Genomic DNA, 24816 nt, shown 5'->3' on the forward strand with positions numbered 1-24816 from the left:
CAAGGGCCTCTAGCTCATGCCTGGTTAGAGCAGCGGACTCATAATCCGTTGGTGCCGTGTTCGACTCACGGGAGGCCCACCAATGCAGTGAAAAAGGGGTTACGGTAAATGCCGTAGCCCCTTTTTTCATGGTGCCGTGTCGCTTCAGGCCAGCGCCGCGGTGGCGACCTTCCAGCGGCGCAGGCGGTCCTCGAGTCCGTTGGTGCCGCCGTTGATGCGCCGCGTCAGCGCGATGAAGTCGCCGCTGTCGGCCAGCGCATTGCAGCCGTGCGTGCGCCACCACCATGCCGCCGAGCGCGCGGCCCAGGCGTCCTGCTCGAGCAGTTCGGGGGTGCCGGTCAGGTCGGCGCCGAGCGCGGCGCCGCATGCCGCATAGTTGGCGCGGCCGGTAATCTGGATCAGGCCCCGGCCGCGGAAGCGCTTGCCATCGCCCGGCCGCACATTGCCGAGCGCCATGGCCTTGCGCGACGGCGGCTCGTACAGCGCCTGCGCCGGCGTCGGCCCCCACAGCTCATGCGTGAACTGGTAGCCGAGCGACTCGTGCCCGGTCTGCGCCAGGAACGCGGCCATGCGCGCCGCGCCGGTGATGTCGTACGCCTGCATCGCTTCGCACAGGCGCGCGAACCAGCGCTCGCATTGCGGCTCGCTCAGTCCGGTGGCGGCGCGGAATTGCTCCGGGGTCATCTGCATCTTGTGTCTCCTTGTTGTGATTTGGCGACCGTTGCGGCGTGCCGTTATGGCGCTGGGTATGGCATCGGCTGTGACGCCGGTTGCGACTCCGGCCATGTGCCATTGGCCACCAGGGTGTCGATGGTGTGCTGCAGCGGGTCGGCGCTGACGCTGAATTCGCCGGCGAAGGGCCGGTCGACCGCGAGCAGGAAGAAGAACGCCAGGCCGATGGTGATGGCCCACGCGGTGATCAGCGCCAGGTTGAAGGGCGTTGCCGGCAGCACGTACAGCAACGCGAACGACAGGGCGCTGACAATCAGGATCACGCCCCACAAGGTGTTCGGCATCGCCGCATGCAGCGTCAGGATCCGTTGCTGGCGGTACTTAACCATCTCGTTGACGCGCATCAGCACTTCGCCCAGCAGCACGGTCTGGCGGCTGTCGAGCGGACGGATCCGGTTGGCCAGATCGAACATCGCGTCGAAGCGCTGTTCGGTGTGCGCATCGGGCCTGCCCAGGCGCTGCATGCGCGGCCATTCCTCATGCACCACCATTACCAGGTAGGTGCGCAATGCCGCCGCGGCGGCATCGGCGGCGCTGCTGTCGAATGCGGCCAGGTCGCGCGCGAGTTCGCCCGCGGCGGTGGCTTCCGCGGCGACGGTGCGGTCGGCGGCGTTGTAGGTGTCCCAGACGTTGATCGCGGCAAAGGCGACCAGCAGCGAGTTGATGGTGGTGATGATCGAGACCATCGACACCGCCATTGCGCGCTGCTCGGCATCGAGCTCGATCAGCGCGAAGCGGCGCGCGACCGCATAGCCGGCCAGCACCACCGCGACGATGGCCGTGACCACGATGGCGGCCATGCCGGTGCTGGGCAGGCTGTAGAGGAACAGCATGGCGCTACTCCTTGCGCGGCTCGCGCGGCGTGCTGCCGCGCACCGCGGTCTCGACGATCTCGACGATGCGCTGCAGCAGGCGATGCACCGCGGTGGCGGAGAAGCCGCCCAGCATCGACAAGGCCGGCTTGCCGAAGCTGCGCATGCCGGCCGAATCGAACAACTGCGGCGGCAGCATCTCGACCAGGATCAGCCCGGACATGATGCCAAGGATCAGTTGCGCGGCGTAGGCGGCGTCGTACTTGGGGTCATAGGTACCCCGGGCGATGTAGCCGTGCACCTGGAACAGCGACGCAAACGAGGCCCCCAGCCCGGCGCAGAACAGCAGGAACAGCATGTTGAACAGCAGCGTGCGGCCCGACGAGGCCAGGATGCCGGCGCGCATGTTCTCCATCGACACCTCTGCCGGCAAGCCGGTCAGCACCACCGCCAGCAGGCAGCACACCGCGGTGCCGGTCAATGCGCGCACCAGCGGCACGGGCCCCAGGCAGGCCAGCGGATGCGCGCGGCGGCGCTCATCGTCAAGCAGCGTGATGCATTGCGGCGTGGCGGGCGCGATGGCGCGGGCCAGGTCCTGGTGGAGTTGTGCGAGCTGCTGCGCGGCAAGGCCCGTCCCGGCTTGCTGCTGCGACGAAGCCGATGATGCCGGGCCCGCTTCGTGATCGCTGCCGAGCAGCATGGTCCAGCCGGCAGGCATGGCGATGCCGAGCCGCAGTGCATGGCTGGCCATGGCCTCGCATTCGCGGCGCAGCTGGCCATCGAGCGGCAACGGGGCAGCCGTCGCCGCGGCAAGCCGGGGCGTTGCCGCGACGGGTTCGGCGGCCGCGGCAGCGGCGCGCCGCAACGGCGCGGCGGTGAAGTCGAGCGTGCGCATGATCTGTGGAAGAAGTAGGGCGGCCCGGTGGCCCGGGCCGCGTTGTTTCCCGCGCGGCGGGCGGCGCGCTACTGCGGCCGGCCCAGCAGGCGCTGCAGGTTCTGCAGCTGCGGCAGTCCGCTGCCGAAGCGGTTCTCGGGATCGTGCGCAACGACCGGCGAACTGATGGCGCGGATCAGCTGGAACAGCGCCGCGACGCGGCGCGGTCCGCGCGGACCCATCCACGCCGCCAGCTGCGGATCGGACAGCAGCAGCGCGGCCAGCCCGGCGATATGCGGCGCGGCCATCGAGGTGCCGGAGTCGGGCATGAAGGCGGCGCCCGGCACGGTCGAGATGATTCCCACACCGGGGCCGCACACCGCAATCTGCGGGCCGAAGCACGAGAACGTCGGCGCGAACAGCCCGGCGCGCGTGGCCGCGTGCTGCACTACCTGGGTTCGTTCCCATACGTCGTGCGGCAGTTCGCTCTGCAGGCCCAGCGCCGAGACCGCCAGCACCGAGGCGGAGGCCGCCGGGTACTGCACCGGTCCGCCCGAGTTGCCGGCAGCGACAATGCAGGCCACGCCGCTGTGCACGGCTTCGATCAGCTTCTGCTCGACCGCCTGCGATGGCTGGGGCGCGCCCAGGCTCAGGTTGACCACGTCGACGTCGTGGTCGATGCAGTAGTCCAGCGCGCGCAGCAGCGTGCTGAACTGCCCGCCCGGAAAGATCTTGAGCGCATGCATTTCCGCCTCGGGTGCGAAGCCGAGCATGGTGGCCTGGGCCTCTGCGCTGGCAGAGGCCGGCGCACCCGGCTGCGGCCGCGCGCCGACCACGCCGGCGCAGTGCGAGCCGTGGCCGATGGTGTCGAGGCGCCAGGTGTCGTTGGCGTTGGTGCCGGCGTCGGCGCCGGTGCCGGTCAAGTCCATGCCATGACGGATATGCGCCAGCAGCGGGTGCGCGGCATCGGCGCCCGAGTCGACCACCGCCACGCGCACGCCGCGGCCGCCGAAGCTGCGCGTGAGCCGGTCCAGCCCCATCAGCCGCTGGCCCCAGCCGAAGCGCCCGTGCGGCGGCACGTCCGGATTCGGCTGCGACAGCGGCGTCACGCGTATCACATTGGCCTGGCCGGAAACGACATTGGGCGACAGCAAATATTTGTTCCAGTAGCCGCTGAGCGGCCGCACGAACAGCGAGCGCGCCGGGCCGGGCTGCTGCTGCACCAGCGTCAGCGTTGCTTCGCCGCTGGCATCGGTGGTGGCGGTTGCGGGGAAGCCATCGCCCGCCAGCGTGATGGCCACGCCCGGCAGCGGCGTGTCGCCGGTGCCCAGCACCCGCACCAGCACCTCGCGCGATAACGGACCATCGAATGCCGATTGCGGATGCAGCCGGTCCGAGGTCTCGATTTCGGCCTTGCGGCCATAGCCGAGGGGATGGTCTTCCTCGACGATCATGTGCGGCGGCGCCGTGGCCTGCAGCATCTGCGCGTGCGCGGCGTCGAGCTTGACCACATAGGTGTGGGCGGCCTCGTCGGGCCGTACCGAATGCAGGTGCGTGTTCTTGTGGCCTTCGACCACATGCACCACTTCAACGCCGGGCAGCTGCGTCACCGTGCTGTGCAGTTCGCTGGCCGACATCGGTGCCACGCCCGCCTGCCGGGCCAGTACGTGGCGCCGCGGCGCGATCAGGTATTGCTTGCGGCCGGCGTCCAGCGCCACGGCCTCGCGGCTGCCCGCGCCGGGCGTGGCGGCGCGGTCTGCGCCGGCGCGCGTGGCCTCGCCTTTCTTGTCTCGTTCCATTTGCTATCTCCACCGCGGCGCCAGGCGGCGCGCGCATCGATTCGGGCGGGCCGGCGCGTACGCCGGCCCGCGGCGGCGCCGTCGAGCGCCACGGTCATGCCCAGGACGTCATGCGCCTTCAGGCATAGACCACTTGCGGCTGCGCCGAGAACGGCAGCAGGCCGCCGAGGTGGCCGGCCACGGTGCCGATCTGCTGGCCCACGTTGGCATTGCCCAGCAGGCCGCCGACGGCATGGCCCAGGGTCGGCGCCACCGCGCCGATCAGCGAGCCGAACACGCCCTGCGGGGCCAGCGCAGCCTGCGGCTGCGCGGAGAACGGCAGCAGGCCGCCGAGGTGGCCTGCCACGGTGCCGATCTGCTGGCCCACGTTGGCATTGCCCAGCAGGCCGCCGACGGCATGGCCCAGGGTCGGTGCCACCGCGCCGATCAGCGAACCGAACACGCCCTGGGGTGCCAGCGTGACCGCGGGCATGGCCGAGAACGGCAGGTAGCGCGCGCCTTCGCGAACGATGTTGGCGCCATGGATGGCGATGGTCGGATAGCCCGCGGCGGTGCCCGCCGCCTGGATGAATCCCGGTGCGTGCGCCGAGATCGCGTTGCCGATCGGGCCGGTATGCCCGGGCTCGGGGAACGGAAGATGCTGCGCCAGCGCGCCGGCGGCGGCGCCGGCCGCATGGCCGATCACCGGGTTCACGTAGTGCGTGACCACGGCCTGCACGCCGTCCCGCACCGCCGGAGCGACCGCGTCGGTCATCGCGCTTTGGGGCACCAGCATCGGCTGCGCGGCGAACGGCAGCAGGCTGCCGATACCGCTGACGAGATTGCCGAGCACGCCTTGCGGCGCCAGGACGGCGGCGTGGATGGGGTAGGTCATGATGACTCCTTTGAATGACTGCGTGGATTGAGGAAGCTAGGGCGGCGGGCCGCGCAGGGCTGGCTCCGGATGCCGCGCCTGCCGCGTTGCTGCGCCATGGCGCGGCACCGGACAGGTGGAATCATTCTTGGTTTTTCCGGCACGCCGTCGCCATTGGGCAAATGCGGTATTGGCAGTGGATAATGCCGGACAACAATCAGAGTTAAATATCGCGCAGCATGAATGGGCTTTTAAATATAAAAACCAGCACCTAGAATTCGCCTCTGCTGCCGGCATCCGGAAATCCGGAACGCACCGTCGGGTAGTGCGCAATCCCATGCCGGCGCAACACCGCAAGAGTTTGAAAACAAAAGCAGTGATCTGGAGCCCGGCCGGGCTGTCCCCGGTTCCGCTCGTAGGTCCGCACTAGCCTTGCACGAAGGGTCCTGTGATGCACTGATGCACAGATAGACGCGCGGCTGCCGCTCCTGCGACGGAACCACTCGTTCCATCGCATGGAGTCCTCCGCATGAACCTCACCACTCGGGAAGAGACGGTGCTCGCCTTTATTGCGCGCGGCATGAGCGATCGCGAGATCGCCGCACGTCTCGCATTTTCCGTATCCACGGCGCGAAAGCACCGTGAGCATTTGCTCGCGAAAATGCAATTGCGAAAATCCTCGCAATTGACCCTGTACTATCTCGCGCGCCAGCATGAGCCGTTTAAAAAAGCGGGCCGGCAGCCGCGGATAATCCATTCTCGCAACGCGAGCGCGAATATCTGGAATGGCTCGGGCGCGGCCTGAGCGACAAGGAAATCGCGCGCGCGCTCGGCATCAGCGACCAGACCGCGCGCACGCATCGGGCCCGGCTGCTGCAGAAGGCGGGCGCCAGCAATGTGTGCGCCCTGCTGTTCCTGAGCGTGCAGCAGGGATGGCTGGAGTTGCCGCCGCAGCAGGCCTTCGAGGCATAGCGGGTGCGTGGCAGTGTGGCGCGCTACCGCATTTGCCCAATGGCCCGGCGTGGCGGTGGCTCCCGACAATGGTCCACGCAGCCGCCGCATGGCGACCAGCGTGCTGCCTGCCGCGATCCGCGCGGCGCTCCGATTCCCGTCGCCGTGCTGGAGCCATCATGATTCGATGCAAGCCAACCGCCCGCTACCGGGCACTTGCCGCAGCGTGCGCGCTCGGCGTCAGCGGGGGCGTCGCCGCGCAGGCGCTGCCCGCGCTGGGCGCGGACCTGGCGCAGACCTCGGTGTCGGGGCTGTCGTCCGGTGCGTTCATGGCCACGCAGTTCCACGTGGCGTATTCCGGCACCATGGTCGGCGCCGGCGTGGTCGCGGGCGGACCGTTCTACTGCGCCGGCCTGTTCGCGCCCACGCCGCCCGCGACCGCCGCAGCGACCCAGTGCATGCAGCCGGTCGGCGATACCGGCCCCGACGCGCAGGCGGCGCTGGACGCGGCGCGCACCTTTGCCCGCGATGGCCGCATCGACCCGGTGCAGAACCTCGCGCGGCAGCGCGTCTACGTGTTTTCCGGCACGCGCGACCAGACCGTGCTGCCACGCGTCGCAGCGCAGGTGGGGCGGTTCTATACCCTGGCCGGTGTGCCGGCGTCGCAGCTGCAGTATGTGGCCGATGTCGCGGCCGGCCATGCCTTCATCACCAGCCAGGCGGGCGACGCCGCCTGCGCGGTGAGCGCATCGCCTTACATCAACAACTGCGGGCTCGAGCAGGCGCGGCAGATCCTGCAGTGGATCTATGGTGCGCTGAAGCCGGCGGCGCGGCCGGCGGGCGAGTTGCTGCGCTTTGACCAGCGCGCGTTCGATCCCGGCGGCAAGGCGCTGCTGGCCGACAGCGGTTATGCCTACGTGCCGCGCGAGTGCGGCGCGGGCGGCACCGACGGCGGTGCTGCGGCTTGCCGCGTGCACGTGGCCTTCCATGGCTGCCTGCAGGGCGAGGGCACCATCGGCGAACGCTTCGTCCGTGGCGCCGGCTACCTGGAGAGTGCCGAGGCCAACCGCATCGTGGTGCTGTTTCCGCAGGTCGTGGCGTCGCGGCATAACCCGCTCGGGTGCTGGGATTTCTGGGGCTATACCAGCGACGACCCGGCCCAGCCGGACTTCTTCTCGCGCGAGGCGCCGCAGATGGCCGCGGTCATGCGCATGGTCCGCCGGCTCGGCGCCGCGCCGCAGTGAGCGCTGCCGCGCCGGCCCCTTCCGATCCACTGCTCCAATCCGCAAGGAGATCCGCCATGCTTTCGATTCTGCAAGCCCAATGGGCAAGCGCCAGCCGTACGGCGCTGGACCTGACCCTGTGCCAGCTGCAAGCCGCCACCGTGCTGGCGCAGTCACCCTTCAGCGCCGCCGATCCTGCCGCGGCCCGGGCGCCGGCGCGCCAGGCGCTGGCCGTGCTGAACCGCTATGCCGAAGAACGCGCCGCGCAGCAAGCGCAATGGTGGCGCGCGCAGCGCGACCGCCTCGACCTGGCCGGCGTCGCGCATGCGTGGCGCGGCCTCGATGCCATCGAGGCCGACCTGGCCGCGCGCGCGTCGCAGGCCAGGTCCAGCTACAACGATGCCGTGCGCGAAGCCCTGGCGCGCTGCCTCGAAGACGTGGGCGAGGCGCGCGACGGCAACGACCTCGGCCTGGCGCTGCTGCGCGCGCTGACCGACTGGCAGGAGGCTGGCAAGACCTGCGCCGGGCAAGTCGCGGCAATGAGTGCCGCGATGATGCCGGCGTGGACGCAGTGGCTGCAGTCGGCGCTGGCCGAACCCGGCGCGTCGCGCGCCGTCGCGGGCGCGGCGGGACCGCGCGCGGCGCAGGACGGTTGAACCCCGCGGCGGCGCGGGCCCGCTGCTCGGCTGCTGCGAGCCGGAGCCAGGCGAATGTAGGAAGGCGCGGTGACGTGCCGATGACAGGATTGGATGCCTTCCCGATGCCGTCCGCCCGGGAGGCGGGCAGCGGATACCGCGCTACTGCCAGAAGCCCGCGTGCGATGCCGCGGCTTCGTCTTCCAGCACCGGCCCCACCACCTCGACCTTGCGCTGGCCGCGCGCGAATACCTCGCGGCACGGCAGCGAAAAGGTCGGGTTTTCCGGATGGTCCCCGGTCAGGCCCAGCAGCTTGTGTTCCGACAGCGCATAGACCACGCGCCCGATGCCGGTCCAGTAGACCGCGCCCGCGCACATGCAACACGGCTCCGCGCTGGTGTAGAGCGTGCAACCGGCAAGCTGTTCGGGCGGCAGCACGCGCGCGGCCTGCGCGGCGGCCACCAGCTCGGCATGCTGGGTCGGGTCGCCTTCGGGCGGCATCGAATTGTTGCCGGCGCTGGCGATGATATTGCCGGCCGCGTCGGCCACCAGCGCCGCGAACGGATGGCGGCCGCGGGTCCTGGATTCGTCGGACAGCGCAATCGACCGGCGTAGCAGCGCGAGGTCGAGCGGCGACAGTTCGGCGCCGGACGGATCGGTGATTCGGCTCATGCTCGGGGATCTCCGGTTGGGGAAGGCAGCAGGATTGGGAGAACGTTTCGGCCCGGTCTTGCAGCCGCGTCGGGGCAACGGGACGATGATGGCGCTGCGCGCGCCAGAAAGCTACCTGGCGCGGGTGGGGATGGTGAAAGGGGGGCTGGGCCGGGCCAGGCAATCGCTGCGGCAGCGCTTGCGCGACAACATGGTGCCCGAGGCGAACGCGGGCAACCGGCCATGCGGTGAAGGCGACGGGCAGGCGCGGCGCCGGCGTGGCAGCGCCGGCGGCCAGGGTGGGCGTATCAGATCAGGTGGAAGACCATGCTCAGGGCAATCGCGCCGCCCACGGTTTCCACCGCGGCAAGGGCGAGAAGGTTCTTCAGTACGAATGCCTCTTCTTTCTTCGTCACCATGGTCTGTCTCCCGGTCAGTGGACTAGTTTTACAGCACCATCGGCGGTGGCAAGCCGGCGTGGGCGGTGCCAGGGGCGTCGATGTGAGACCAGTAGACCGCATCCGGCGGCCGGCCGGAAGCTGGCGAAAACCCGCTCGGCGAAAACCCGGATTCCTACGAGCGTGTGACAGGGCCATGATTGACTGGCTTTGCCGGGCGCGCCTGCAGTCCGCCAGCCACGGCGCATGCAATGGCCCGCATTTGGGGGATGCCCGAGTCGGCGCGATGCGCCAAGATCGACGGCGTGGGTGGTCGAACCGATTGCCCCGCTACCGCTTGAGCCCCGCTGCCTCCCCGGCACGCGGGGCTTTTCTACTTGGGCCGGGCCGCGGCTCAGCGCGCCTGCAGGATGGCTTCGATGCGGGCGGCGGCCTCGCGCAGCGGCGCCAGGAAGCGCGTTTCCAGGTGGGCCCGGTCGCGGCTGCCCAGGACCATGCTGAAGCCCAGCCCGGCCACCACCTCGCCGGCCTGGTCGCGCAGCGGCACCGAGATCCCGGCGTAGCCGTCGACCAGTTCGCTGACCAGCACGCAATAGCCATCGGCGCGCACCTGGCGCAGCGTGCGCGCCAGCGTGGTGCGCGAGCTGACCGTGAACGGCGTCAGCTTGCGCAGCGTCGCGCCCGCCAGGTAGGCCTCCAGCGCGCTGTCGTCCAGGCCGGCCAGCAGCACCCGGCCGAGCGAATGCGCATAGGCCGGCATCCGCCGCCCCAGCGCCATGTCCACGCGCAGCAGCTGGCGCGGCTCCTCGCGCGCCACCAGCACCACCGATTCGGCATCGAGCACGCCCAGCGAGCAGCTTTCGCCCAGGGACTCGCACAGCTGCTGCAGGTAGGGCCGCGCCACCTGCGGCAGGCTCATCGAGGCAAAGTAGGCGTAGCCCAGTTCCATCACCCGCGGCGTCAGCGCAAAGTGGCGGCCGTCCTGCGCCACGTAGCCGTTGTGCTCCAGCGTCAGCAGCAGCCGGCGCGCGGCGGCGCGGGTCACGTCGAGCTGGTCGGCGACCTCCTGCATGGTCAGCCGCTCCGCGCCCGCACCCAGCAGGCGCAGCAGCGCCAGGCCCTTGCTCAGCGATTCCAGCAGTTCTTCCTTCTTGGCGGTTTCGGCTTGCGGCATGGGGCGTCTGGCAGAGAGCAGTGGTGAAATGAACGATCAGGCACGTGCCGGTCGATGCCTTTGCGGAGGACTTGCGCCGACCGGCAGCATCTCCGTATGATAGCGTTTTCCGAACAAATGTTCGCAAAACGAATTCACGGAAAGCGTGCCGCCAGCGATGCGGGACGGTACGACCGGAAACGGAGACAACGATGAAGGTAATCACCGCGCGTGAAGCGGCGGCGCTCGTGCAGGATGGCTGGACCGTGGCCAGCGCGGGCTTTGTCGGCGCCGGCCACGCCGAGGCCGTGACCGAGGCGCTGGAGCAGCGCTTCCTGCAGCACGGCCTGCCGCGCGACCTGACGCTGGTGTACTCGGCCGGGCAGGGCGACCGCGGCGCGCGCGGCGTGAACCATTTCGGCAACGCCGGCATGACTGCCACCGTGGTCGGCGGCCACTGGCGCTCGGCCACGCGGCTGGCCACGCTGGCGATGGCCGAGCAGTGCGAGGGCTACAACCTGCCGCAGGGCGTGCTGACCCACCTGTACCGGGCCATTGCCGGCGGCAAGCCCGGCGTGATGACGAAAATTGGCCTGCACACCTTTGTCGACCCGCGCACCGCGCAGGACGCGCGCTACCACGGCGGCGCCGTCAACCAGCGCGCGCGCCGCGCCATCGCCGAGGGCAAGGCGTGCTGGGTCGATGCGGTCGAGTTCCGCGGCGACGAATACCTGTTCTACCCCAGCTTCCCGATCGACTGCGCACTGATCCGCTGCACCGCCGCCGACGCGCGCGGCAATCTCAGCACCCATCGCGAAGCTTTCCACCATGAACTGCTGGCACTGGCGCAGGCGGCGCACAACTCGGGCGGCATCGTCATCGCGCAGGTCGAAAGCCTGGTCGATCACCACGAGATCCTGCAGGCCATCCACGTGCCCGGCATCCTGGTCGACTACGTGGTGGTCTGCGACAACCCCGCCAACCACCAGATGACGTTCGCGGAATCCTTCAACCCGGCCTACGTCACGCCGTGGCAGGGCGAGGGCGCTGCCGATGACGCAGATGATGCCGCCGCTCCGTCGCCCGAGGCCGTGCCGCTCGACGCGCGCACCATCGTGCAGCGCCGCGCGGTGATGGAACTGGCGCGGCGCGCGCCGCACGTGGTCAACCTGGGGGTCGGCATGCCGGCCGCGGTGGGGATGCTCGCGCACCAGGCCGGCCTGGACGGCTTCACGCTGACGGTCGAAGCCGGCCCCATCGGCGGCACGCCCGCGGATGGCCTCAGCTTCGGTGCCTCGGCCTACCCGGAGGCGGTGGTGGACCAGCCCGCGCAGTTCGATTTCTACGAAGGCGGCGGCATCGACCTGGCGGTCCTCGGCCTGGCCGAACTGGATGGCCAGGGCAACGTCAATGTCAGCAAGTTCGGTGAAGGCGAGGGCGCGCTGATTGCCGGCGTCGGCGGCTTCATCAACATCACCCAGAGCGCGCGTGCCGTGGTGTTCATGGGCACGCTGACGGCGGGCGGCCTCGAAGTGAGCGCCGGTGACGGCAGCCTGCGGATCGTGCGCGAAGGCCGCGTGAAAAAGATCGTGCCGGAGGTGTCGCACCTGAGCTTCAACGGCCCCTACGTGGCATCGCTGGGCATCCCGGTGGTGTACATCACCGAACGCGCGGTATTCGAGATGCGCGCCGGCGAAGGCGGCGAAGCGCGCCTCACGCTGGTCGAGATCGCTCCCGGCGTCGACCTGCAGCGCGATGTGCTCGACCAGTGCGCCACGCCGGTGGCGGTGGCGCCCGACCTGCGCCAGATGGATGCACGCCTGTTCCAGGCCGGCACCATGCGCCTGTAACGGCCGCCGCACCAGAAAACCATTCCATCGGACGGGCCGGCCACGACCGGTTCGCAAGGAGGCACGCCAGATCTGTCATGACGTTACGCAACCGCAGTCGCCTCATCCCGGCGCGGCCTGGGCCGCGCATCGATTCTGATTCACCGCGATTCACCGCAGGACACAGTCACACCATGCAGAACACCAGCCGCCGTACCTTCCAGCGCCGCCTGGGCGCCGTGCTCCTGAGCGCCACGCTGCCGCTCGCCGCCGCACCGGCTTTGGCCGAGACCTACCCCAGCAAGCCGATCCGGCTGGTGGTGCCGTTCCCGCCGGGCGGCCCGACCGACACCGCCGCGCGCATCATCGGCCAGAAGATGAGCGAAACGCTGAAGCAGCCGGTGGTGGTGGACAACCGCCCCGGCGCCTCCGGCACCATCGGCGCCGAGAACGTCGCCAAGAGCCCCGCCGACGGCTACACGCTGCTGGTGCTGGCCACGCCCACGCTGCTGGCGCCGCACCTGATCAACCGCAAGGGCTACGACATCTTCAAGGATTTCGCGCCGATCGGCGCCGCCTATGACCTGCCGATCGTGATGGTGGTCAATCCCCAGGCGATGCCGGACGTGACCAGCCTGCAGCAATACATCGCCAAGGCCAAGGCCAGGCCGGGCGCGCTCAACTACACCAGCGCCGGCAACGGCAGCTTCGGCCACCTGTCGACCGAGCTGCTGAAGAACCTGGGCAACTTCGACGTGCAGCACGTGCCCTACAAGGGCAGCGCACCGGCGATCTCAGACCTGCTGGCGGGCCAGGTGCCGATGATGTTCTCGGACATGATCGCGGCGCTGCCGCATATAAAGGCCGGCAAGCTGCGCCCGATCGCGGTCGGCTCGAACAAGCGCGTCAGCTTTACGCCGGAGGTCAAGACGGTGGCCGAGCAGGGCTTCCCGGGCTTCGACGCCACCGCATGGGGCGGGCTGCTGGCGCCGGCCGGCACGCCCAAGGAAGTGGTGGCGACATTGTCGGCCGAGCTGAAGAAGGCGCTGGCCGATCCGACCGTGCAGCAGAAGATGCTGGGCGCCGGCACGGTGGCCGCCTATATGCCGCCCGAGCAGCTGGCCGCGCGCATGAAGGCCGACTACAGCAAGTGGGGCAAGGTGATCCAGGACAACGGCATCCGCGGCGACTGAGCTTTTGGATGACGAACCGGCGGCGCGCTCCGGTTCAGGCGGGCTGCCGGCCCTGGGGCTGGCTCGCCGGCAGCGTCGGTAGCGCCGGCATCGGCAGCGTGGCCTGGCGCCCGGCCGCGGCCAGTCCCAGGAACTGGCTGGAGGTGCGCAGGAATTGCTGGCAGGTCTGGCGAAACAGCTCGAAGTCCATGTCGGTCTCGATGTGAAGAAGGCGCGCGGTCCGGCATGGCCGCCGCGCCGCCGGCATCTTGCTTGGCCGATATGACAATGTCTTGACAATGTGCGCGTGCGCAAGCCGCTGGCGCCGGCTTGTCGCGCCCTGCGCACGGCGGCGCCGGAGCGCCCACTGCGCGGGCAGAGATGCTAAAATCTAAGTCTTTGATTCTCTTGGCCAAATGCTGTAGCCAGCAGGGCCGCGCCGGAAACTCCCCGGCGCCAGGCGAGATTCAGGGCGAGATGAGTTCCAGACGCGTATCCGTTTGTGCCGGGTTCGCCTCCCGCCAATACCGATACCCATGACCACTACGAACGCACCAGAACCTACCACCGCGGTTGCGACCGCTGTGCAGACCTTCGACAGCTTCGGCCTGGACGCGCGCATCCTGCGGGCCTTGTCCGAGCAGGGCTATACCTCTCCCACGCCGATCCAGGCGCAGGCCATTCCGGTCGTGCTGCTGGGCAAGGACGTGATGGGCGCCGCGCAGACCGGCACCGGCAAGACCGCCGGCTTCGCGCTGCCGATCATCCAGCGCCTGCTGCCGCTGGCCAATGCCAGTGCCTCGCCGGCGCGCCACCCGGTGCGCGCGCTGATGCTGACCCCGACGCGCGAGCTGGCCGACCAGGTCTACGACAACGTCGCCCGCTACGCCAAGCACACCGACCTGCGCAGCACGGTGGTGTTCGGCGGCGTCGACATGAACCCGCAGACCGACGCGCTGCGCCGCGGCGTCGAGATCCTGGTGGCCACCCCCGGCCGCCTGCTCGACCACGTGCAGCAGAAGTCGGTGAACCTGTCGCAGGTGCAAATGCTGGTGCTGGACGAAGCCGACCGCATGCTCGACATGGGCTTCCTGCCGGACCTGCAGCGCATCATCAACCTGCTGCCGGCGCAGCGCCAGACGCTGCTGTTCTCGGCCACGTTCTCGCCGGAAATCAAGCGGCTGGCCTCCAGCTACCTGAAGCAGCCGGTCACCATCGAAGTGGCACGCAGCAACTCGACCAACGAGAACGTGCGCCAGGCGGTGTACCAGGTCGAGGACGGTCACAAGCAGGCCGCGGTGGTGCACCTGCTCAAGCAGCGCGCGGCGCAGGGCATGTCGCGCCAGTGCATCGTCTTCGTCAACAGCAAGATTGGCTGCTCGCGGCTGGCGCGCCACCTGGAGCGCGAGGGCATCAACGCCGCCGCGATCCATGGCGACAAGACCCAGACCGAGCGCATGCAAACGCTCGACGGCTTCAAGAGCGGCACCATCGATGCGCTGGTCGCCACCGACGTGGCGGCGCGCGGGCTGGATATCCCCGACATGCCGTGCGTGATCAACTTCGACGTGCCGTACAGCGCCGAGGATTACGTGCATCGCATCGGCCGGACCGGCCGCGCCGGCGCCAGCGGCGATGCGCTGTCGATCTACGTGCCGGGCAATGACGAGCGCCTGCTGTCCGATATCGAAAAGCTGATCAAGCGCAGCATCCCGCGCGGCAAGCTGGAGGGCTTCGATCCCACCGGCGAGCGTGCCCGCCAGGCCGACGGCGAGCGCCGCCGCGAGCGCAGCGACGTGCGCCGCGCGCGCGGCAGCGCCGACAGCGAAGACCGTCCGCGCCGCCACGACCACGGCGCCAGCCGCCAGGCCTTCCGCGCTTCGGACGACCCGTTCTTCTCGCGCCCGTATGAGCCCAGCCCCGCCAGCGCGGCGCAGGCCAAGGCCGCCGACGAAGTCGCCGCCGCGCTCACGCGCGGGCGCCAGGCGCCCAAGCGGCCGGTGGCGGCCTTGCTCGGCGGTGTGCCGCGCAAGTCCTGAACGGATTGTCGTTCCGATGAATGGCCCGCCTGCGCGGGCCATTTGTTTTTGCGGCGGCTAGACCGATGCCGGCAGCGTGGCCAGCCGCTCGCGCCAGCCGTCGGTGGCCCGCGCCAGCCAGTCCTGGACCGTGCCGGCGGGATTCGACAGTCCCAGGTGCGCGCCGGCCTCGCGCAGCGCGTCCAGCGGGGCGCTGGTGTCGATCGGCTGCGCGCCGCTCTGCTTGCTGAGCTTCTCGCCGGCCTGGTTCACCACCACCGGCACGTGCAGGTAGGCCGGCGTGGGCAGCCCCAGCAGGTGCTGCAGGTGGATCTGCCGCGGCGTGGAGTCGAGCAGGTCGGCGCCGCGCACGATATGCGTGATGCCCTGCAGTCCGTCGTCGACCACCACCGCCAGCTGGTAGGCCCACAGCCCGTCGGCGCGGCGCAGCACGAAGTCGCCCAGCTCGGTTTCCAGGTTCTGGCACTGGCGTCCCTGCCAGCGGTCGTCGAAGCACACGACGGCGGCCGGCCCGTCCGGCACGCGCACGCGCCATGCGCGCGGCAGCTTGCCGTTCAGGCCGTGGCGGCAGGTGCCGGGATAGCCCAGGGTCTGGTGGCGCTCGCGCACGTGCACCAGCGAATCGGCGATCTCCTTGCGCGAGCAGCCGCACGGGTAGAGCTGCCCCGCGGCATCGAGCCGGCGCAGCGCCTCGGCATAGTGCGGCTCGCGCCGGCTCTGCCACACCGGCGGCTCGTCGGGCGTCATGCCGACGCGCTCCAGCGTGCGCAGGATGTCGTGGTCCGCGTCACGCACGCAGCGCGGCGTGTCGATGTCCTCGATGCGCACCAGCCATTGCCCGCCATGCGCGCGCGCATCCAGCCAGCTGGCCAGCGCGGTCACCAGCGAGCCCATGTGCAGCGGCCCGGTGGGCGAGGGCGCGAAGCGGCCGCGATAGCCGCGCGCGGCGCTCTCCTGCACTGCGGTTGCAGCCCGCTCTGCCATCAGCCCGCCCTCAGCCGGCGAAGTCGGGTTGCTGCAGCAGCGCCTGCGCCAGGCGCGGGTCTTCCAGCTTGCCGGCCCACCACTGCAGCGCCTTGCCGCGGTTGCTGGTGCGCCATGCCACCTTGAAGTTGCCCGGCGCGCGCACCTCGACGGTTTCGCGCGCCTGCAGCACGCCGCTTTCGATATGCGGCTGCGCCATCGGCGCCGGCAGCCAGCCGCAGCCGAGGCCGCGGATCTGCGCTTCGAGCTTGTCGCGCATGGTCGGCACCACCAGCACGTCCTGGCCGGCCAGCACGCCATGGGTGCGGGCCGGCAGGTTGCGCGAGGTATCGCCCACCGCGACGATGCGGTGCTTGGCGATCTGGATGGTGGTGAGCGGGCCTTCCTCGGTGGCGAGCGGGTGGTGCGCGGCCACGGCGAAGACAAAGGGCACCGACCCCAGCGGTCGGATCTGGAAGCCCTGCGTGCTGGGCGCGTCGTAGGCGCCGCCGATCACCAGGTCGGCGCGGTTGCTGACCAGCGCGTCCCACGCGCCGCCCAGCACTTCCTTGGAAAAGCGCAGCCGGGTGGCGGTGTTTTCGGCGTAGAAGTCGTGGATCACCGGCAGCAGCGCGCGGAAATTGATCAGGTCGTCGACCACGATGGTGAGGGTCGCCTCCCAGCCGGTGGCCAGGCGCTTGACGCGCCGCGCCAGGTCGTCGGCGGCGTGCAGCAGGTGGCGGCCCTCGTCGAGCAGGGCGCGGCCGGCGGGGGTCAGTTCGGCGCGATGGCGGCGCCGGTCGAACAGCAGCACGTCGAGGTCTTCTTCCAGCTTGCGCACCACGTAGGTCAGCGCGGAGGGGACCTTGCCCATCTCGTGGGCGGCGGCGGCAAAGCTGCCTTTGCGTTCGATGGCGTCGAGGACTTCGAGGGATTCTAGCGAGAGGGCCATGTTCAGAAATTCTGAATGACTGCTTCTAAGGTGGTCCCCGTCAATATACGCCTGAAGGCCTAAACTGCCTAGCATCCAAAGCGAAAACACATGCCGCGACACGGTTAGCCAGACTGTGCTGTCGGCGAAAAGGCTCAAGGAGGGCCATCAAAATGATTGAAATCAGAAAGTCCGCAGAGCGTGGGTACGCCGATCACGGCTGGCTGAAGTCCTATCATTCGTTCTCATTCGCCGACTACTACGACCCGCAGCATGTGCAGTACGGGCCGCTGCGCGTGATCAATGAAGACCGCGTCGCGCCGGGCATGGGCTTTGGCACCCATGGCCACCGCGACATGGAGATCATCAGTTACGTGCTCGAAGGCGAGCTGGCGCACAAGGACAGCATGGGCAACGGCAGCGTGATCCGCCCGGGCGACGTGCAGCGCATGAGCGCCGGCACCGGCGTGCGCCATTCGGAATACAACCACGCCGCGCACGACACCACCCACTTCCTGCAGATCTGGATCATCCCGGCCGAAAACGGCATCGATCCCGGCTACGAGGAAAAGCACTTCGACGCGGCCGACAAGCGCGGCAAGCTGCGCCTGGTGGCAAGCGCCGACGGCGCCGACGGCTCGGTGCTGGTGCACCAGGACATCCGGCTCTACGCCGGCCTGTTCGACGGCGACGAGGCCGCCACGCTGGCGCTGGCGCCGGGGCGCCGCGCCTATGTGCACGTGGCGCGCGGCCGGGTCACGGTCAACGGCAAGGCGCTCGAGGCCGGCGACGCCGCCCGGCTGGAAGACGTGGCCGAGGTCGCGCTGTCCGGCGGCGATGGCGCCGAAGTGCTGGTGTTCGACCTGCCCTGAGGATCGCTTGCGGTCCCATGCAAGAGCCCGCCCCATGGCGGGCTTTTGCCTTTGGCGCGGCGCGCAGCGGGTGCCGGCGGGTAGCGCTGTGCTATCTTCTCGCTATGCATTGCGCCTGCGCCGGCACATCGCTGGCCAGTCGCGCCGGCCGGCCCCAACGGGCCGGCGTGCCCTTGGAGCACCCCGTACCAAGATGACCTTTGTTTCCATTCTCCTGGCGCTGATTGCCGAGCAGTTCCGCGCCCTGGGCCGCAACAACCCGATCTACGAGATCGTGCGCGCGCTCGGCGACCGCGCCGAGCACGCCTTCGACACCGGCCGCCCGCGCGACGCCGCGCTGGCCTGGCTGACCGTGGTGCTGCCGCTGACGCTGGCGGTGATCGTGGTGCACTACCTGCTCGCGTCGATCAGCGTGGCGCTGACGCTCGCGTGGAACGTGCTGGTGCTGTACATGACGCTGGGCTTCCGCCAGTTCAGCCATTACTTCACCGATATCCACGAGGCGCTCAACCGCGACGACCTCCATGCCGCGCGCACGCTGCTGCACGAGTGGACCGGGCTCGACACGGTCGAGATGCCGGTGTCCGAAATCGTGCGCCATACGCTGGAAGCGGCGATCATCGCCGTGCACCGGCATGTGTTCGGCGTGTTCTTCTGGTTCCTGGTGCCGGTCGGCCCCGGCGGCGTGGTGCTGTACCGCACCGCCGAATACCTGGGCCGCCACTGGAACCTGCCATCGACCGAGCGCAGCCCTGCGCTGGGCCGCTTCGCCGCGCGCGCCTTCTACCTGCTGGACTGGATCCCGTCGCGGCTGACCTCGATCGGCTTTGCCATCGTCGGCAACTTCGAGGACGCGGTCTACGCCTGGCGCAACCATGCGCGCAAGTGGAACGATGCCGTCAACGGCATCCTGCTGGCGAGCGGCGGCGGCGCGCTGGGCGTGCGCCTGGGCACGCCGCTGGCCGAGGACGATTCCACGGTGGTGCTGCGCACCAGCGTGGCCGGCCCGGCGGTGGACTATGCGCCCGGCATGGAAGACGCCGACGGCGCCAACGGCGGCCCGGAGCCGGCACCGCCCGAGTTCGGCACCGAGCCCGGCGTGCGCACGCTGCAATCGGCGGTGGGCCTGGTGTGGCGCGCGGTGGTGTTGTGGATGCTGCTGCTGGCGATGCTGTCGCTGGCGCTGTGGGTGGGTTGAGCAGCGCCTGGCCGGCAAGCGCGGCCGGCGAGTGTGGCCAGTCGAGCAAGGCAGGTTAGCCGCGCGCCGCGCCGCAGCGCCAGCACGCGCCGAACTGCGCCTCGTGCCATTCGCCGCAACGGTCGCATTGCCAGCTGGGCCCCGGCACCGGGTTGGCCGCGGCATTGAGCACCGCCCACGCCTGCGCCTCCATCTCGTCATCGACCAGCCACACCTGCGGCGCGCTCTCGCGGAACGGGATCTCGCCGGTCGCGCCGGCCAGCCAGGTATTGCGCAGTTCCGCCCGGATGCCGGCCGCGCGCAGGACGTTCTGGCAATGGGCCGCGTGGACGAGGGACGTGGCGGACAACAGCAGTTTCATGACAGCGCACCGGGAACCCAGGTGCGCTTACCTTACCACGGCTTCTGCTGGCTGGATTCGTGCAGCAGCTGCGTGTAGAGCTGGTGCCGGCGCTCCGAGATATCGCCGGAGGCCACCGCGGCCAGCACGCCGCAGCCGGGTTCGTTGACGTGATGGCAGTTGTAGAAGCGGCACGCGGTCAGCAACGGGCGGAATTCCGGAAAGGCGCGTTCCAGCATGCCCTCGCTGAGGTGGTAGAGCCCGAATTCCTGGAAGCCCGGCGAATCGATCAGCGCCCCCTGGCGGCCATCGACGGTACCCCAGTCCGCCGGCAGGTGGTAGAGCCGGGTGAAGGTGGTGGTGTGCTTGCCGGAATCGAGCTTGGCCGAGATCTCGCGCGTCTGCGCATCGACGCCCGGGATCAGCAGGTTCAGCAGCGACGACTTGCCCATGCCCGATTGCCCGATCAGGATGCTGGCCAGCCCCGCCACGCGCGGCCGCAGCGCGGCCAGGGCCTGCGCCGGATCGGCGCGCACCGACAGTTCCAGCGTGTCGTAGCCCAGCCCGCGGTACAGCGCCAGGCGGCCGCGCGCCTCTTCCAGCCGTTCGGGCAGGTCGGTCTTGTTGAGCACCACCAGCGGCCGGATCCCGAGCGCCTCGGCCGATACCAGCGCGCGCCCGAGCAGGTCTTCGGAGAATCCCGGCTCGGTGGCCAGCACGATGATGACCTGGTCGATATTGGCCGCGAGCAGCTTGGACTTGAACTGGTCCGAGCGGTGCAGCAGGTTCTTGCGCGGCGAAACCCCGGTGATCACGCACTGGTCGGCGGCGGCTCTTTCGACGCTGACGTGGTCGCCCACCGCGCAGTCGCTTTTCTTGCCGCGCGGGAAGGCGTGCATGCGCGCGCCGTCCGCCAGCTCGACCACATAGTGGCGGCCATGGGCGGCGACGATCAGCGCGGATTCGGTGGCGGTGCCGGCGTGGGTGCCGCCGCCGGCGTTGCGGTGACGCGTGGCGCGGCTCATGCGTGCGCCAGCAGGCGGTCGATCCGCTGCGCCGCGGGCGGATGCGAGTAGTAGAAGGCGCTGTAGAGCGGGTCGGGCGTCAGCGTCGAGGCATTGTCCTTGTACAGCTTCACCAGCGCCGACACCAGGTGGCTGGCGTTGGTCTGGTCGGCGGCGAAGGCATCGGCCTCGAATTCATGGCGGCGCGACGACTGGCTCGACAGGGGCCCCAGCAGGAAGGTGAAGACCGGCAGCGTCAGGAAGAACAGCACCAGCGCCAGCGCGCTGTTGGACACGCCCAGGTTGGGCGCCACCCCCAGCCCGGTGTAGAACCAGCTGCGCGTCGCCAGCCAGCCCAGCAGCGCCAGGAACACCAGGCTCAGCGCGAAGGTCACGGCGATGCGCTTGGCCACGTGGCGGCGCTTGAAATGGCCCAGCTCGTGCGCCAGCACCGCCTCGATCTCGTCGCCCGACAGGCGCGACAGCAGCGTGTCGAAGAAGACGATGCGCTTGGCCGCGCCGAAGCCGGTGAAGTAGGCATTGCCGTGCGCGCTGCGCTTGCTGCCGTCCATCACGAACAGCCCCTTGCTGGCAAAGCCGCAGCGCTGCATCAGGCTCTCGATGCGCTGGCGCAGCGACGCGTCGTCGAGCGGCTCGAACTTGTTGAACAGCGGCGCGATAAAGGTCGGGAACACCACCAGCAGGAACAGGTTGAAGGCCATCCACACCAGCCAGGTCCACACCCACCACAGCGAGCCGGCGCGCTCCATCAGCCACAGCACCGCCAATAGCAGCGGCAGGCCCAGGGCGCTGGCCACCAGCAGCATCTTGACCAGGTCGGCCAACCACAGCCCGAAGGTCATCTTGTTGAAGCCGAAGCGCTGCTCGATGCCGAACTGGCCATACAGCGAGAACGGCAGGTCGACCAGGCCGCCGATCAGCGCCACGCTGGCCACCAGCGCCACGCCGTAGGCATAGCCCGGGCCGAATACGCCCAGCCAGAACTGGTTGAGCCACTGCAACCCGCCCAGCATGGTGAAGGCGATCAGCACCGCGGCGCCGGCCAGCACCTCCAGCATCGACAGCCGCGTGCGGGCGATGGTGTAGTCGGCGGCCTTCTGGTGCGAGGCCAGGCTGATGGTGTCGGCAAAGCGCGCCGGCACGGCAGCGCGGTGCTGCGCGACATGGCGCACCTGGCGCGCGGCCAGCCACAGCTTGGTCAGCACCATCAGCACCAGGGCGGCGAGAAAGACAATCGTGAACATCGGCAAGCGCCTTGTGGGTGCGGGCGCCCGGCGCTGCAGGCGACGGGTGCCCGTGGGGACCGCGCCGCGGGGTGGGGCAGGCGGCAGTCCGGGAATTCCGGAAACGGCGCCGCGCTGGTGCGCGGTCAGCCATCCCGGACGGATATGCGAGAATTATAAATTGTTCGCGCCCGGCGCCGCCGCGGCCGCTTTCCCCAAATCCCTTTCTCCCGCAGTCCCGATGACAAGCCAAGCCGCCGCCAAATCCGTCAAAAGCGAAAACAACCTGATCTGGCTGGACATGGAAATGACCGGCCTGCAGCCGGATACCGACCGCATCATCGAAGTGGCGGTGGTGATTACCGACTCCGAGCTCAATATCCTGGCCGAAGGCCCGGTGCTGGTGATCCACCAGAGCGATGCCGTGCTCGACGGCATGGACAACTGGAACAAGGGCACCCACGGCCGCTCGGGCCTGATCGACAAGGTCAAGGCCTCGACCCTGACCGAAGAGCAGGCCGAGGCCGAGCTGCTGGCCTTCCTCAAGCGCTGGGTGCCGGCAGGCAAGTCGCCGATGTGCGGCAACTCGATCTGCCAGGACCGCCGTTTCATGGCGCGCTACATGCCCAAGCTGGAAGCGTTCTTCCACTACCGCAACCTGGACGTGTCCACGCTCAAGGAGCTGTGCAAGCGCTGGGAGCCCGCCGTCCACAAGGGCTTCGTCAAGCGCCAGCTGCACACGGCGCTGGCCGACATCCTTGAGTCGGTGGAAGAGCTGCGCTACTACCGCACCCACTTTATCCGGCACGCCGCGCCCGGCGCGGCGCCCTCCGGCGAGGCCCCGGCCGCCGGCACGCCGGCGCAGTAAGCGGAGCGCGGCTCCCGCAAGCCCATCACCATTCCCGGCGCGCCGTGCCGTGCAGGCGGCGCGTTCCCGTCCGCCTGCCCATGTTCGAGCGCATCGTCTCCATCATCACGCCGGTCATCCTGATCATCCTGGTCGGGTGGCTGTACGGGCGCAAGGCCCATCCGGACATGGCCGGCATCAACCGCGCCACGCTGGACGTGATCGCGCCGCTGCTGGTGGTATCGGCCTTCGTCAGCAAGGATTTCGTGCTGGCCGACCAGCTGGTGCTGCTGGCTTGCGCGGTGGCGGTGGTGCTGGGCTCGGGCGTGCTGGCGTGGGGGCTGGCGCGCTGGATGAAGGTCGATCCGCGCACCTTCGTGCCGCCGATGATGTTCAACAACTGCGGCAACATGGGTTTGCCGCTGTCCGTGTTCGCCTTCGGCCCGGCCGGGCTGGCGCCGGCGGTGGCGCTGTTCGCGGCGTCGAACCTGATGCACTTCACCATCGGCATGAAGATCGTCAACCGGCATGCGTCGCTGGCGCAGATCGCGCGCAACCCGATGGTGCTGGCCACCGTGGCGGGCGTGGCGCTGGCGCTGGCGCGGCCGTGGTTCACGCTGCCGGACCCGGTCTACCAGTCGGTCAAGCTGCTGGGCGATGCCACCGTGCCGCTGATGCTGTTTGCGCTGGGCGTGCGCATGAAGGATGTGAGCCTGCGCAACTGGGGCATGGGCCTGGTCGGCGCGGCGGTGTGCCCGCTGACCGGCATCGCGGTGGCGCTGGCGCTGGCGCAGTGGGTGCCTCTGTCCGAACTGCAGCGCGGCCTGCTGTTCGTGTTTGCGGCGTTGCCGCCGGCGGTGCTGAATTTCCTGGTGGCGGACCACTTCCGGCAGGAGCCGGACCAGGTGGCGTCGATCGTGCTGCTCGGCAATATCGCCGCGGTGGTGTTCGTGCCGGTGGGGCTGTACCTGGGGCTGCGCTGAGGCGGCATGCCCGCGCGGCGCATGCCGGCGGGCGGACGCGTTCGGATCAGGCCGCTGGCTTGGCCCGCACGGCGTTCTTGGGGCGCCAGGCCTTGACCATGGCCTCGTCGGTTTCCATGTAGGGGCCGCCGATCAGGTCGATGCAATACGGCACCGCGGCAAAGATGCCTTGCACCACGGGCTTGCCGTCGGCATCGCGCAGGCCTTCCAGGGTTTCGCGGATGGCGCGCGGCTGGCCGGGCAGGTTGATGATCAGCGCGGCGCGGCTGGCGGTCTCGCGGATCACCGCCACCTGGCGCGACAGGATCGCGGTCGGCACGAAATGCAGGCTGACCTGGCGCATCTGCTCGCCAAAGCCAGGCATTTCCTTGGTACCCACCGCCAGCGTGGCCTCGGGCGTCACGTCGCGGCGCGCCGGGCCGGTGCCGCCGGTGGTCAGCACCAGGTCGCAGCCGGCCACGTCGACCAGCTCGATCAGCGTGCGCGAGATCTGCGCCTGCTCGTCGGGGATCAGGCGCTCCACCGCCTGCCAGGGCGAGGTCAGCGTGCGTCCGAACCAGTCGCGCAGCGCCGGGATGCCCTCGTCCTGGTAGGTGCCGGCCGAGGCGCGGTCCGAGATCGAAACGAAGCCGACCACGAGTTCGTCGGGGTGGTGGCGGACAACCGGCTGGGTGGTCTGGGTCATGCCTGGGGCTCCGGATGGTCGGGGGTGGGTTCCTCGGCGGCGCGGCCCTTGCCGTCCTTCAGGTCCAGCGCCGTCTTGATTGCCTGGAACAGCTCGCGGAAATAGCGCGGCGGCTTGCCCAGCTCTTTTTCCTTGCGTGCGTTGCGGATGGTGTTGCGCAGCGCCTGCACGTCGATGCCGGGATGCTCGCCGAGGAAACGCGTCAGCGCAGCGTCATCGGCCAGCAGCAGCTCGCGCCAGCGCTCGATCAGATGCATGCGGGCGGTTTCGGCCTTGCTGGTGCCCTTGAAGCCCTCCAGCGCTTGCCGGATCACCTCGACCTCTTCGTCCTCGAGGCCGCGCATGATCTTGCCGACGTACTGCATCTGGCGGCGCTTGCCTTCGTGGCTGTTGATGCGGCGCGCCTCATGGATGGCATCGGCGAGCGCCTCGGGCATCGGCACGCGCGCCAGGCGGTCCTTGGGCAGTGCTTCAAGTTCGGCGCCGAGGTCCTGCAGGGCGGTCATGTCGCGCTTGCGCTGCGACTTGCTTTTCGGTTCGTCGTCTTCCGGCTCGGGGGCAAAGCCTCCGGGAAAGCGCGCGCCTTGGGAGTTACGGGAATTTCGCGTCATGCCCGGCATTTTATCTT

At 69.5% G+C, this 24816-nt stretch carries 27 protein-coding genes and 1 tRNA gene; 13 read left to right on the forward strand and 15 right to left on the reverse strand.

The window, feature by feature from the left end; all coding sequences use genetic code 11:
* Positions 1-3 precede the first annotated feature (3 nt).
* A tRNA-Ile gene (locus tag U9J39_RS05195) sits at positions 4-82 on the forward strand.
* 62 nt (positions 83-144) lie between these two features.
* Here U9J39_RS05195 and U9J39_RS05200 read toward each other — a convergent pair.
* The 5 genes from U9J39_RS05200 to U9J39_RS05220 all read right to left on the reverse strand — a co-directional run bounded on the left by U9J39_RS05200 (position 145) and on the right by U9J39_RS05220 (position 5091).
* Complete coding sequence (locus tag U9J39_RS05200; RefSeq protein WP_115681480.1) at positions 145-684, reverse strand: glycoside hydrolase family 19 protein; 540 nt, start codon at positions 682-684, stop codon at positions 145-147.
* 50 nt (positions 685-734) lie between these two features.
* Positions 735-1565, reverse strand: a complete 831-nt coding sequence (locus U9J39_RS05205; protein ID WP_116312880.1) for a bestrophin-like domain — start codon at positions 1563-1565, stop codon at positions 735-737.
* A gap of 4 nt (positions 1566-1569) precedes the next feature.
* Positions 1570-2439, reverse strand: a complete 870-nt coding sequence (locus U9J39_RS05210) for a hypothetical protein (RefSeq protein WP_326346656.1) — start codon at positions 2437-2439, stop codon at positions 1570-1572.
* Positions 2440-2507: 68 nt separating this feature from the next.
* Positions 2508-4217 (reverse strand): S8 family serine peptidase, encoded by a 1710-nt coding sequence (locus U9J39_RS05215; RefSeq protein ID WP_326346657.1) that lies wholly within the window; start codon positions 4215-4217, stop codon positions 2508-2510.
* A gap of 118 nt (positions 4218-4335) precedes the next feature.
* A complete protein-coding gene (locus U9J39_RS05220) occupies positions 4336-5091 on the reverse strand; it encodes a hypothetical protein (RefSeq protein WP_116312877.1) in 756 nt (251 codons plus the stop codon).
* A gap of 115 nt (positions 5092-5206) precedes the next feature.
* Between U9J39_RS05220 and U9J39_RS05225 the strand changes: the two genes are divergently transcribed.
* From U9J39_RS05225 to U9J39_RS05240, 5 genes are all read left to right on the forward strand, one after another.
* Positions 5207-5500, forward strand: a complete 294-nt coding sequence (locus U9J39_RS05225) for a hypothetical protein (protein WP_147309720.1) — start codon at positions 5207-5209, stop codon at positions 5498-5500.
* Positions 5501-5599: 99 nt separating this feature from the next.
* Positions 5600-5875, forward strand: a complete 276-nt coding sequence (locus tag U9J39_RS05230; protein ID WP_115710313.1) for a response regulator transcription factor — start codon at positions 5600-5602, stop codon at positions 5873-5875.
* A complete protein-coding gene (locus tag U9J39_RS29440; protein ID WP_414247730.1) occupies positions 5872-6042 on the forward strand; it encodes a LuxR C-terminal-related transcriptional regulator in 171 nt (56 codons plus the stop codon). The genes U9J39_RS05230 and U9J39_RS29440 overlap by 4 nt, the downstream gene beginning before the upstream one ends.
* A 158-nt stretch (positions 6043-6200) precedes the next feature.
* Positions 6201-7265, forward strand: coding sequence for an extracellular catalytic domain type 2 short-chain-length polyhydroxyalkanoate depolymerase (locus U9J39_RS05235; protein ID WP_326346658.1), 1065 nt, complete (start codon positions 6201-6203; stop codon positions 7263-7265).
* 56 nt (positions 7266-7321) lie between these two features.
* Positions 7322-7900, forward strand: coding sequence for a hypothetical protein (locus U9J39_RS05240; protein WP_326346659.1), 579 nt, complete (start codon positions 7322-7324; stop codon positions 7898-7900).
* Positions 7901-8041: 141 nt separating this feature from the next.
* Here U9J39_RS05240 and U9J39_RS05245 read toward each other — a convergent pair whose 3' ends face one another.
* Positions 8042-8551 carry a nucleoside deaminase gene (locus U9J39_RS05245; protein ID WP_326346660.1) on the reverse strand — a complete coding sequence of 170 codons (510 nt, stop codon included), beginning with the start codon at positions 8549-8551 and terminating at the stop codon, positions 8042-8044.
* A gap of 771 nt (positions 8552-9322) precedes the next feature.
* Positions 9323-10102: an IclR family transcriptional regulator domain-containing protein gene (locus U9J39_RS05250; RefSeq protein ID WP_116312871.1), complete on the reverse strand. Its 780-nt coding sequence runs from the start codon at positions 10100-10102 to the stop codon at positions 9323-9325.
* 191 nt (positions 10103-10293) lie between these two features.
* Between U9J39_RS05250 and U9J39_RS05255 the strand changes: the two genes are divergently transcribed.
* Together U9J39_RS05255 and U9J39_RS05260 are read left to right on the forward strand one after the other, a co-directional pair.
* On the forward strand, positions 10294-11931 hold the full coding sequence (locus tag U9J39_RS05255) for an acyl CoA:acetate/3-ketoacid CoA transferase (protein ID WP_326346661.1): 1638 nt from the start codon (positions 10294-10296) through the stop codon (positions 11929-11931).
* A gap of 173 nt (positions 11932-12104) precedes the next feature.
* Positions 12105-13103: a Bug family tripartite tricarboxylate transporter substrate binding protein gene (locus tag U9J39_RS05260; protein ID WP_326346662.1), complete on the forward strand. Its 999-nt coding sequence runs from the start codon at positions 12105-12107 to the stop codon at positions 13101-13103.
* 34 nt (positions 13104-13137) lie between these two features.
* Here U9J39_RS05260 and U9J39_RS05265 read toward each other — a convergent pair whose 3' ends face one another.
* Positions 13138-13293, reverse strand: coding sequence for a hypothetical protein (locus U9J39_RS05265; protein ID WP_326346663.1), 156 nt, complete (start codon positions 13291-13293; stop codon positions 13138-13140).
* Between the two features lie 325 nt (positions 13294-13618).
* Here U9J39_RS05265 and U9J39_RS05270 point away from each other — a divergent pair, with 325 nt between their 5' ends.
* Positions 13619-15121, forward strand: coding sequence for a DEAD/DEAH box helicase (locus U9J39_RS05270; protein WP_115680741.1), 1503 nt, complete (start codon positions 13619-13621; stop codon positions 15119-15121).
* Positions 15122-15178: 57 nt separating this feature from the next.
* Here U9J39_RS05270 and gluQRS read toward each other — a convergent pair whose 3' ends face one another.
* Together gluQRS and U9J39_RS05280 are read right to left on the reverse strand one after the other, a co-directional pair.
* Positions 15179-16105, reverse strand: a complete 927-nt coding sequence (gene gluQRS, locus U9J39_RS05275) for a tRNA glutamyl-Q(34) synthetase GluQRS (RefSeq protein WP_116312868.1) — start codon at positions 16103-16105, stop codon at positions 15179-15181.
* Positions 16106-16115: 10 nt separating this feature from the next.
* Positions 16116-17036 carry a LysR family transcriptional regulator gene (locus tag U9J39_RS05280; protein ID WP_111521403.1) on the reverse strand — a complete coding sequence of 307 codons (921 nt, stop codon included), beginning with the start codon at positions 17034-17036 and terminating at the stop codon, positions 16116-16118.
* A gap of 152 nt (positions 17037-17188) precedes the next feature.
* On the opposite strand from U9J39_RS05280, the gene U9J39_RS05285 reads away from it, so the two are divergent.
* Positions 17189-17887 carry a pirin family protein gene (locus U9J39_RS05285; RefSeq protein WP_115680739.1) on the forward strand — a complete coding sequence of 233 codons (699 nt, stop codon included), beginning with the start codon at positions 17189-17191 and terminating at the stop codon, positions 17885-17887.
* Between the two features lie 193 nt (positions 17888-18080).
* Complete coding sequence (locus tag U9J39_RS05290) at positions 18081-19085, forward strand: CobD/CbiB family protein (RefSeq protein WP_326346664.1); 1005 nt, start codon at positions 18081-18083, stop codon at positions 19083-19085.
* Positions 19086-19140: 55 nt separating this feature from the next.
* Here U9J39_RS05290 and U9J39_RS05295 read toward each other — a convergent pair whose 3' ends face one another.
* From U9J39_RS05295 to U9J39_RS05305, 3 genes are read right to left on the reverse strand one after another with little or no spacing between them, the layout of a single operon-like run.
* Positions 19141-19446, reverse strand: a complete 306-nt coding sequence (locus U9J39_RS05295; RefSeq protein ID WP_062801252.1) for a putative signal transducing protein — start codon at positions 19444-19446, stop codon at positions 19141-19143.
* 32 nt (positions 19447-19478) lie between these two features.
* The gene (rsgA, locus tag U9J39_RS05300; protein WP_115710289.1) at positions 19479-20450 is read right to left on the reverse strand and encodes a ribosome small subunit-dependent GTPase A; all 972 of its coding nucleotides are present in this window, start codon (positions 20448-20450) and stop codon (positions 19479-19481) included.
* Complete coding sequence (locus tag U9J39_RS05305; protein ID WP_116312867.1) at positions 20447-21694, reverse strand: M48 family metallopeptidase; 1248 nt, start codon at positions 21692-21694, stop codon at positions 20447-20449. Before U9J39_RS05305 ends, rsgA begins: the two co-directional genes overlap by 4 nt.
* Positions 21695-21914: 220 nt before the next feature.
* Here U9J39_RS05305 and orn point away from each other — a divergent pair, with 220 nt between their 5' ends.
* Positions 21915-22541, forward strand: coding sequence for an oligoribonuclease (gene orn, locus U9J39_RS05310; RefSeq protein WP_115710285.1), 627 nt, complete (start codon positions 21915-21917; stop codon positions 22539-22541).
* 80 nt (positions 22542-22621) lie between these two features.
* On the forward strand, positions 22622-23503 hold the full coding sequence (locus U9J39_RS05315; RefSeq protein ID WP_115710283.1) for an AEC family transporter: 882 nt from the start codon (positions 22622-22624) through the stop codon (positions 23501-23503).
* A gap of 46 nt (positions 23504-23549) precedes the next feature.
* Here the strand turns inward: U9J39_RS05315 and mog are convergent, their stop codons facing one another.
* Positions 23550-24188 (reverse strand): molybdopterin adenylyltransferase, encoded by a 639-nt coding sequence (gene mog / locus U9J39_RS05320; protein ID WP_115710281.1) that lies wholly within the window; start codon positions 24186-24188, stop codon positions 23550-23552.
* Positions 24185-24799 carry a ribosome biogenesis factor YjgA gene (yjgA, locus tag U9J39_RS05325; RefSeq protein ID WP_442784883.1) on the reverse strand — a complete coding sequence of 205 codons (615 nt, stop codon included), beginning with the start codon at positions 24797-24799 and terminating at the stop codon, positions 24185-24187. Before yjgA ends, mog begins: the two co-directional genes overlap by 4 nt.
* Between the last annotated feature and the right edge of the window lie 17 nt (positions 24800-24816).

This window comes from Cupriavidus sp. SS-3 (assembly GCF_035818815.1).
In the GTDB taxonomy this organism is placed as follows: Bacteria; Pseudomonadota; Gammaproteobacteria; order Burkholderiales; family Burkholderiaceae; genus Cupriavidus; species Cupriavidus taiwanensis_C.

Bases quoted from the DNA above. Each gene is read 5' to 3' on its own strand.
- yjgA (WP_442784883.1), bottom strand. From the start codon at position 24,799: ATGACGCGAAATTCCCGTAACTCCCAAGGCGCGCGCTTTCCCGGAGGC.
- U9J39_RS05220 (WP_116312877.1), bottom strand. From the start codon at position 5,091: ATGACCTACCCCATCCACGCCGCCGTCCTGGCGCCGCAAGGCGTGCTC.
- U9J39_RS05230 (WP_115710313.1), top strand. From the start codon at position 5,600: ATGAACCTCACCACTCGGGAAGAGACGGTGCTCGCCTTTATTGCGCGC.
- U9J39_RS05290 (WP_326346664.1), top strand. From the start codon at position 18,081: ATGACCTTTGTTTCCATTCTCCTGGCGCTGATTGCCGAGCAGTTCCGC.
- U9J39_RS05200 (WP_115681480.1), bottom strand. From the start codon at position 684: ATGACCCCGGAGCAATTCCGCGCCGCCACCGGACTGAGCGAGCCGCAA.
- U9J39_RS05215 (WP_326346657.1), bottom strand. From the start codon at position 4,217: ATGGAACGAGACAAGAAAGGCGAGGCCACGCGCGCCGGCGCAGACCGC.
- U9J39_RS05245 (WP_326346660.1), bottom strand. From the start codon at position 8,551: ATGAGCCGAATCACCGATCCGTCCGGCGCCGAACTGTCGCCGCTCGAC.
- U9J39_RS05295 (WP_062801252.1), bottom strand. From the start codon at position 19,446: ATGAAACTGCTGTTGTCCGCCACGTCCCTCGTCCACGCGGCCCATTGC.
- U9J39_RS05205 (WP_116312880.1), bottom strand. From the start codon at position 1,565: ATGCTGTTCCTCTACAGCCTGCCCAGCACCGGCATGGCCGCCATCGTG.
- U9J39_RS05270 (WP_115680741.1), top strand. From the start codon at position 13,619: ATGACCACTACGAACGCACCAGAACCTACCACCGCGGTTGCGACCGCT.
- U9J39_RS05240 (WP_326346659.1), top strand. From the start codon at position 7,322: ATGCTTTCGATTCTGCAAGCCCAATGGGCAAGCGCCAGCCGTACGGCG.
- rsgA (WP_115710289.1), bottom strand. From the start codon at position 20,450: ATGAGCCGCGCCACGCGTCACCGCAACGCCGGCGGCGGCACCCACGCC.
- U9J39_RS05305 (WP_116312867.1), bottom strand. From the start codon at position 21,694: ATGTTCACGATTGTCTTTCTCGCCGCCCTGGTGCTGATGGTGCTGACC.
- U9J39_RS05260 (WP_326346662.1), top strand. From the start codon at position 12,105: ATGCAGAACACCAGCCGCCGTACCTTCCAGCGCCGCCTGGGCGCCGTG.
- U9J39_RS05285 (WP_115680739.1), top strand. From the start codon at position 17,189: ATGATTGAAATCAGAAAGTCCGCAGAGCGTGGGTACGCCGATCACGGC.
- U9J39_RS05265 (WP_326346663.1), bottom strand. From the start codon at position 13,293: ATGGACTTCGAGCTGTTTCGCCAGACCTGCCAGCAATTCCTGCGCACC.
- U9J39_RS05235 (WP_326346658.1), top strand. From the start codon at position 6,201: ATGATTCGATGCAAGCCAACCGCCCGCTACCGGGCACTTGCCGCAGCG.
- U9J39_RS05210 (WP_326346656.1), bottom strand. From the start codon at position 2,439: ATGCGCACGCTCGACTTCACCGCCGCGCCGTTGCGGCGCGCCGCTGCC.
- U9J39_RS05255 (WP_326346661.1), top strand. From the start codon at position 10,294: ATGAAGGTAATCACCGCGCGTGAAGCGGCGGCGCTCGTGCAGGATGGC.
- U9J39_RS05250 (WP_116312871.1), bottom strand. From the start codon at position 10,102: ATGCCGCAAGCCGAAACCGCCAAGAAGGAAGAACTGCTGGAATCGCTG.
- mog (WP_115710281.1), bottom strand. From the start codon at position 24,188: ATGACCCAGACCACCCAGCCGGTTGTCCGCCACCACCCCGACGAACTC.
- gluQRS (WP_116312868.1), bottom strand. From the start codon at position 16,105: ATGGCAGAGCGGGCTGCAACCGCAGTGCAGGAGAGCGCCGCGCGCGGC.
- orn (WP_115710285.1), top strand. From the start codon at position 21,915: ATGACAAGCCAAGCCGCCGCCAAATCCGTCAAAAGCGAAAACAACCTG.
- U9J39_RS05315 (WP_115710283.1), top strand. From the start codon at position 22,622: ATGTTCGAGCGCATCGTCTCCATCATCACGCCGGTCATCCTGATCATC.
- U9J39_RS05280 (WP_111521403.1), bottom strand. From the start codon at position 17,036: ATGGCCCTCTCGCTAGAATCCCTCGAAGTCCTCGACGCCATCGAACGC.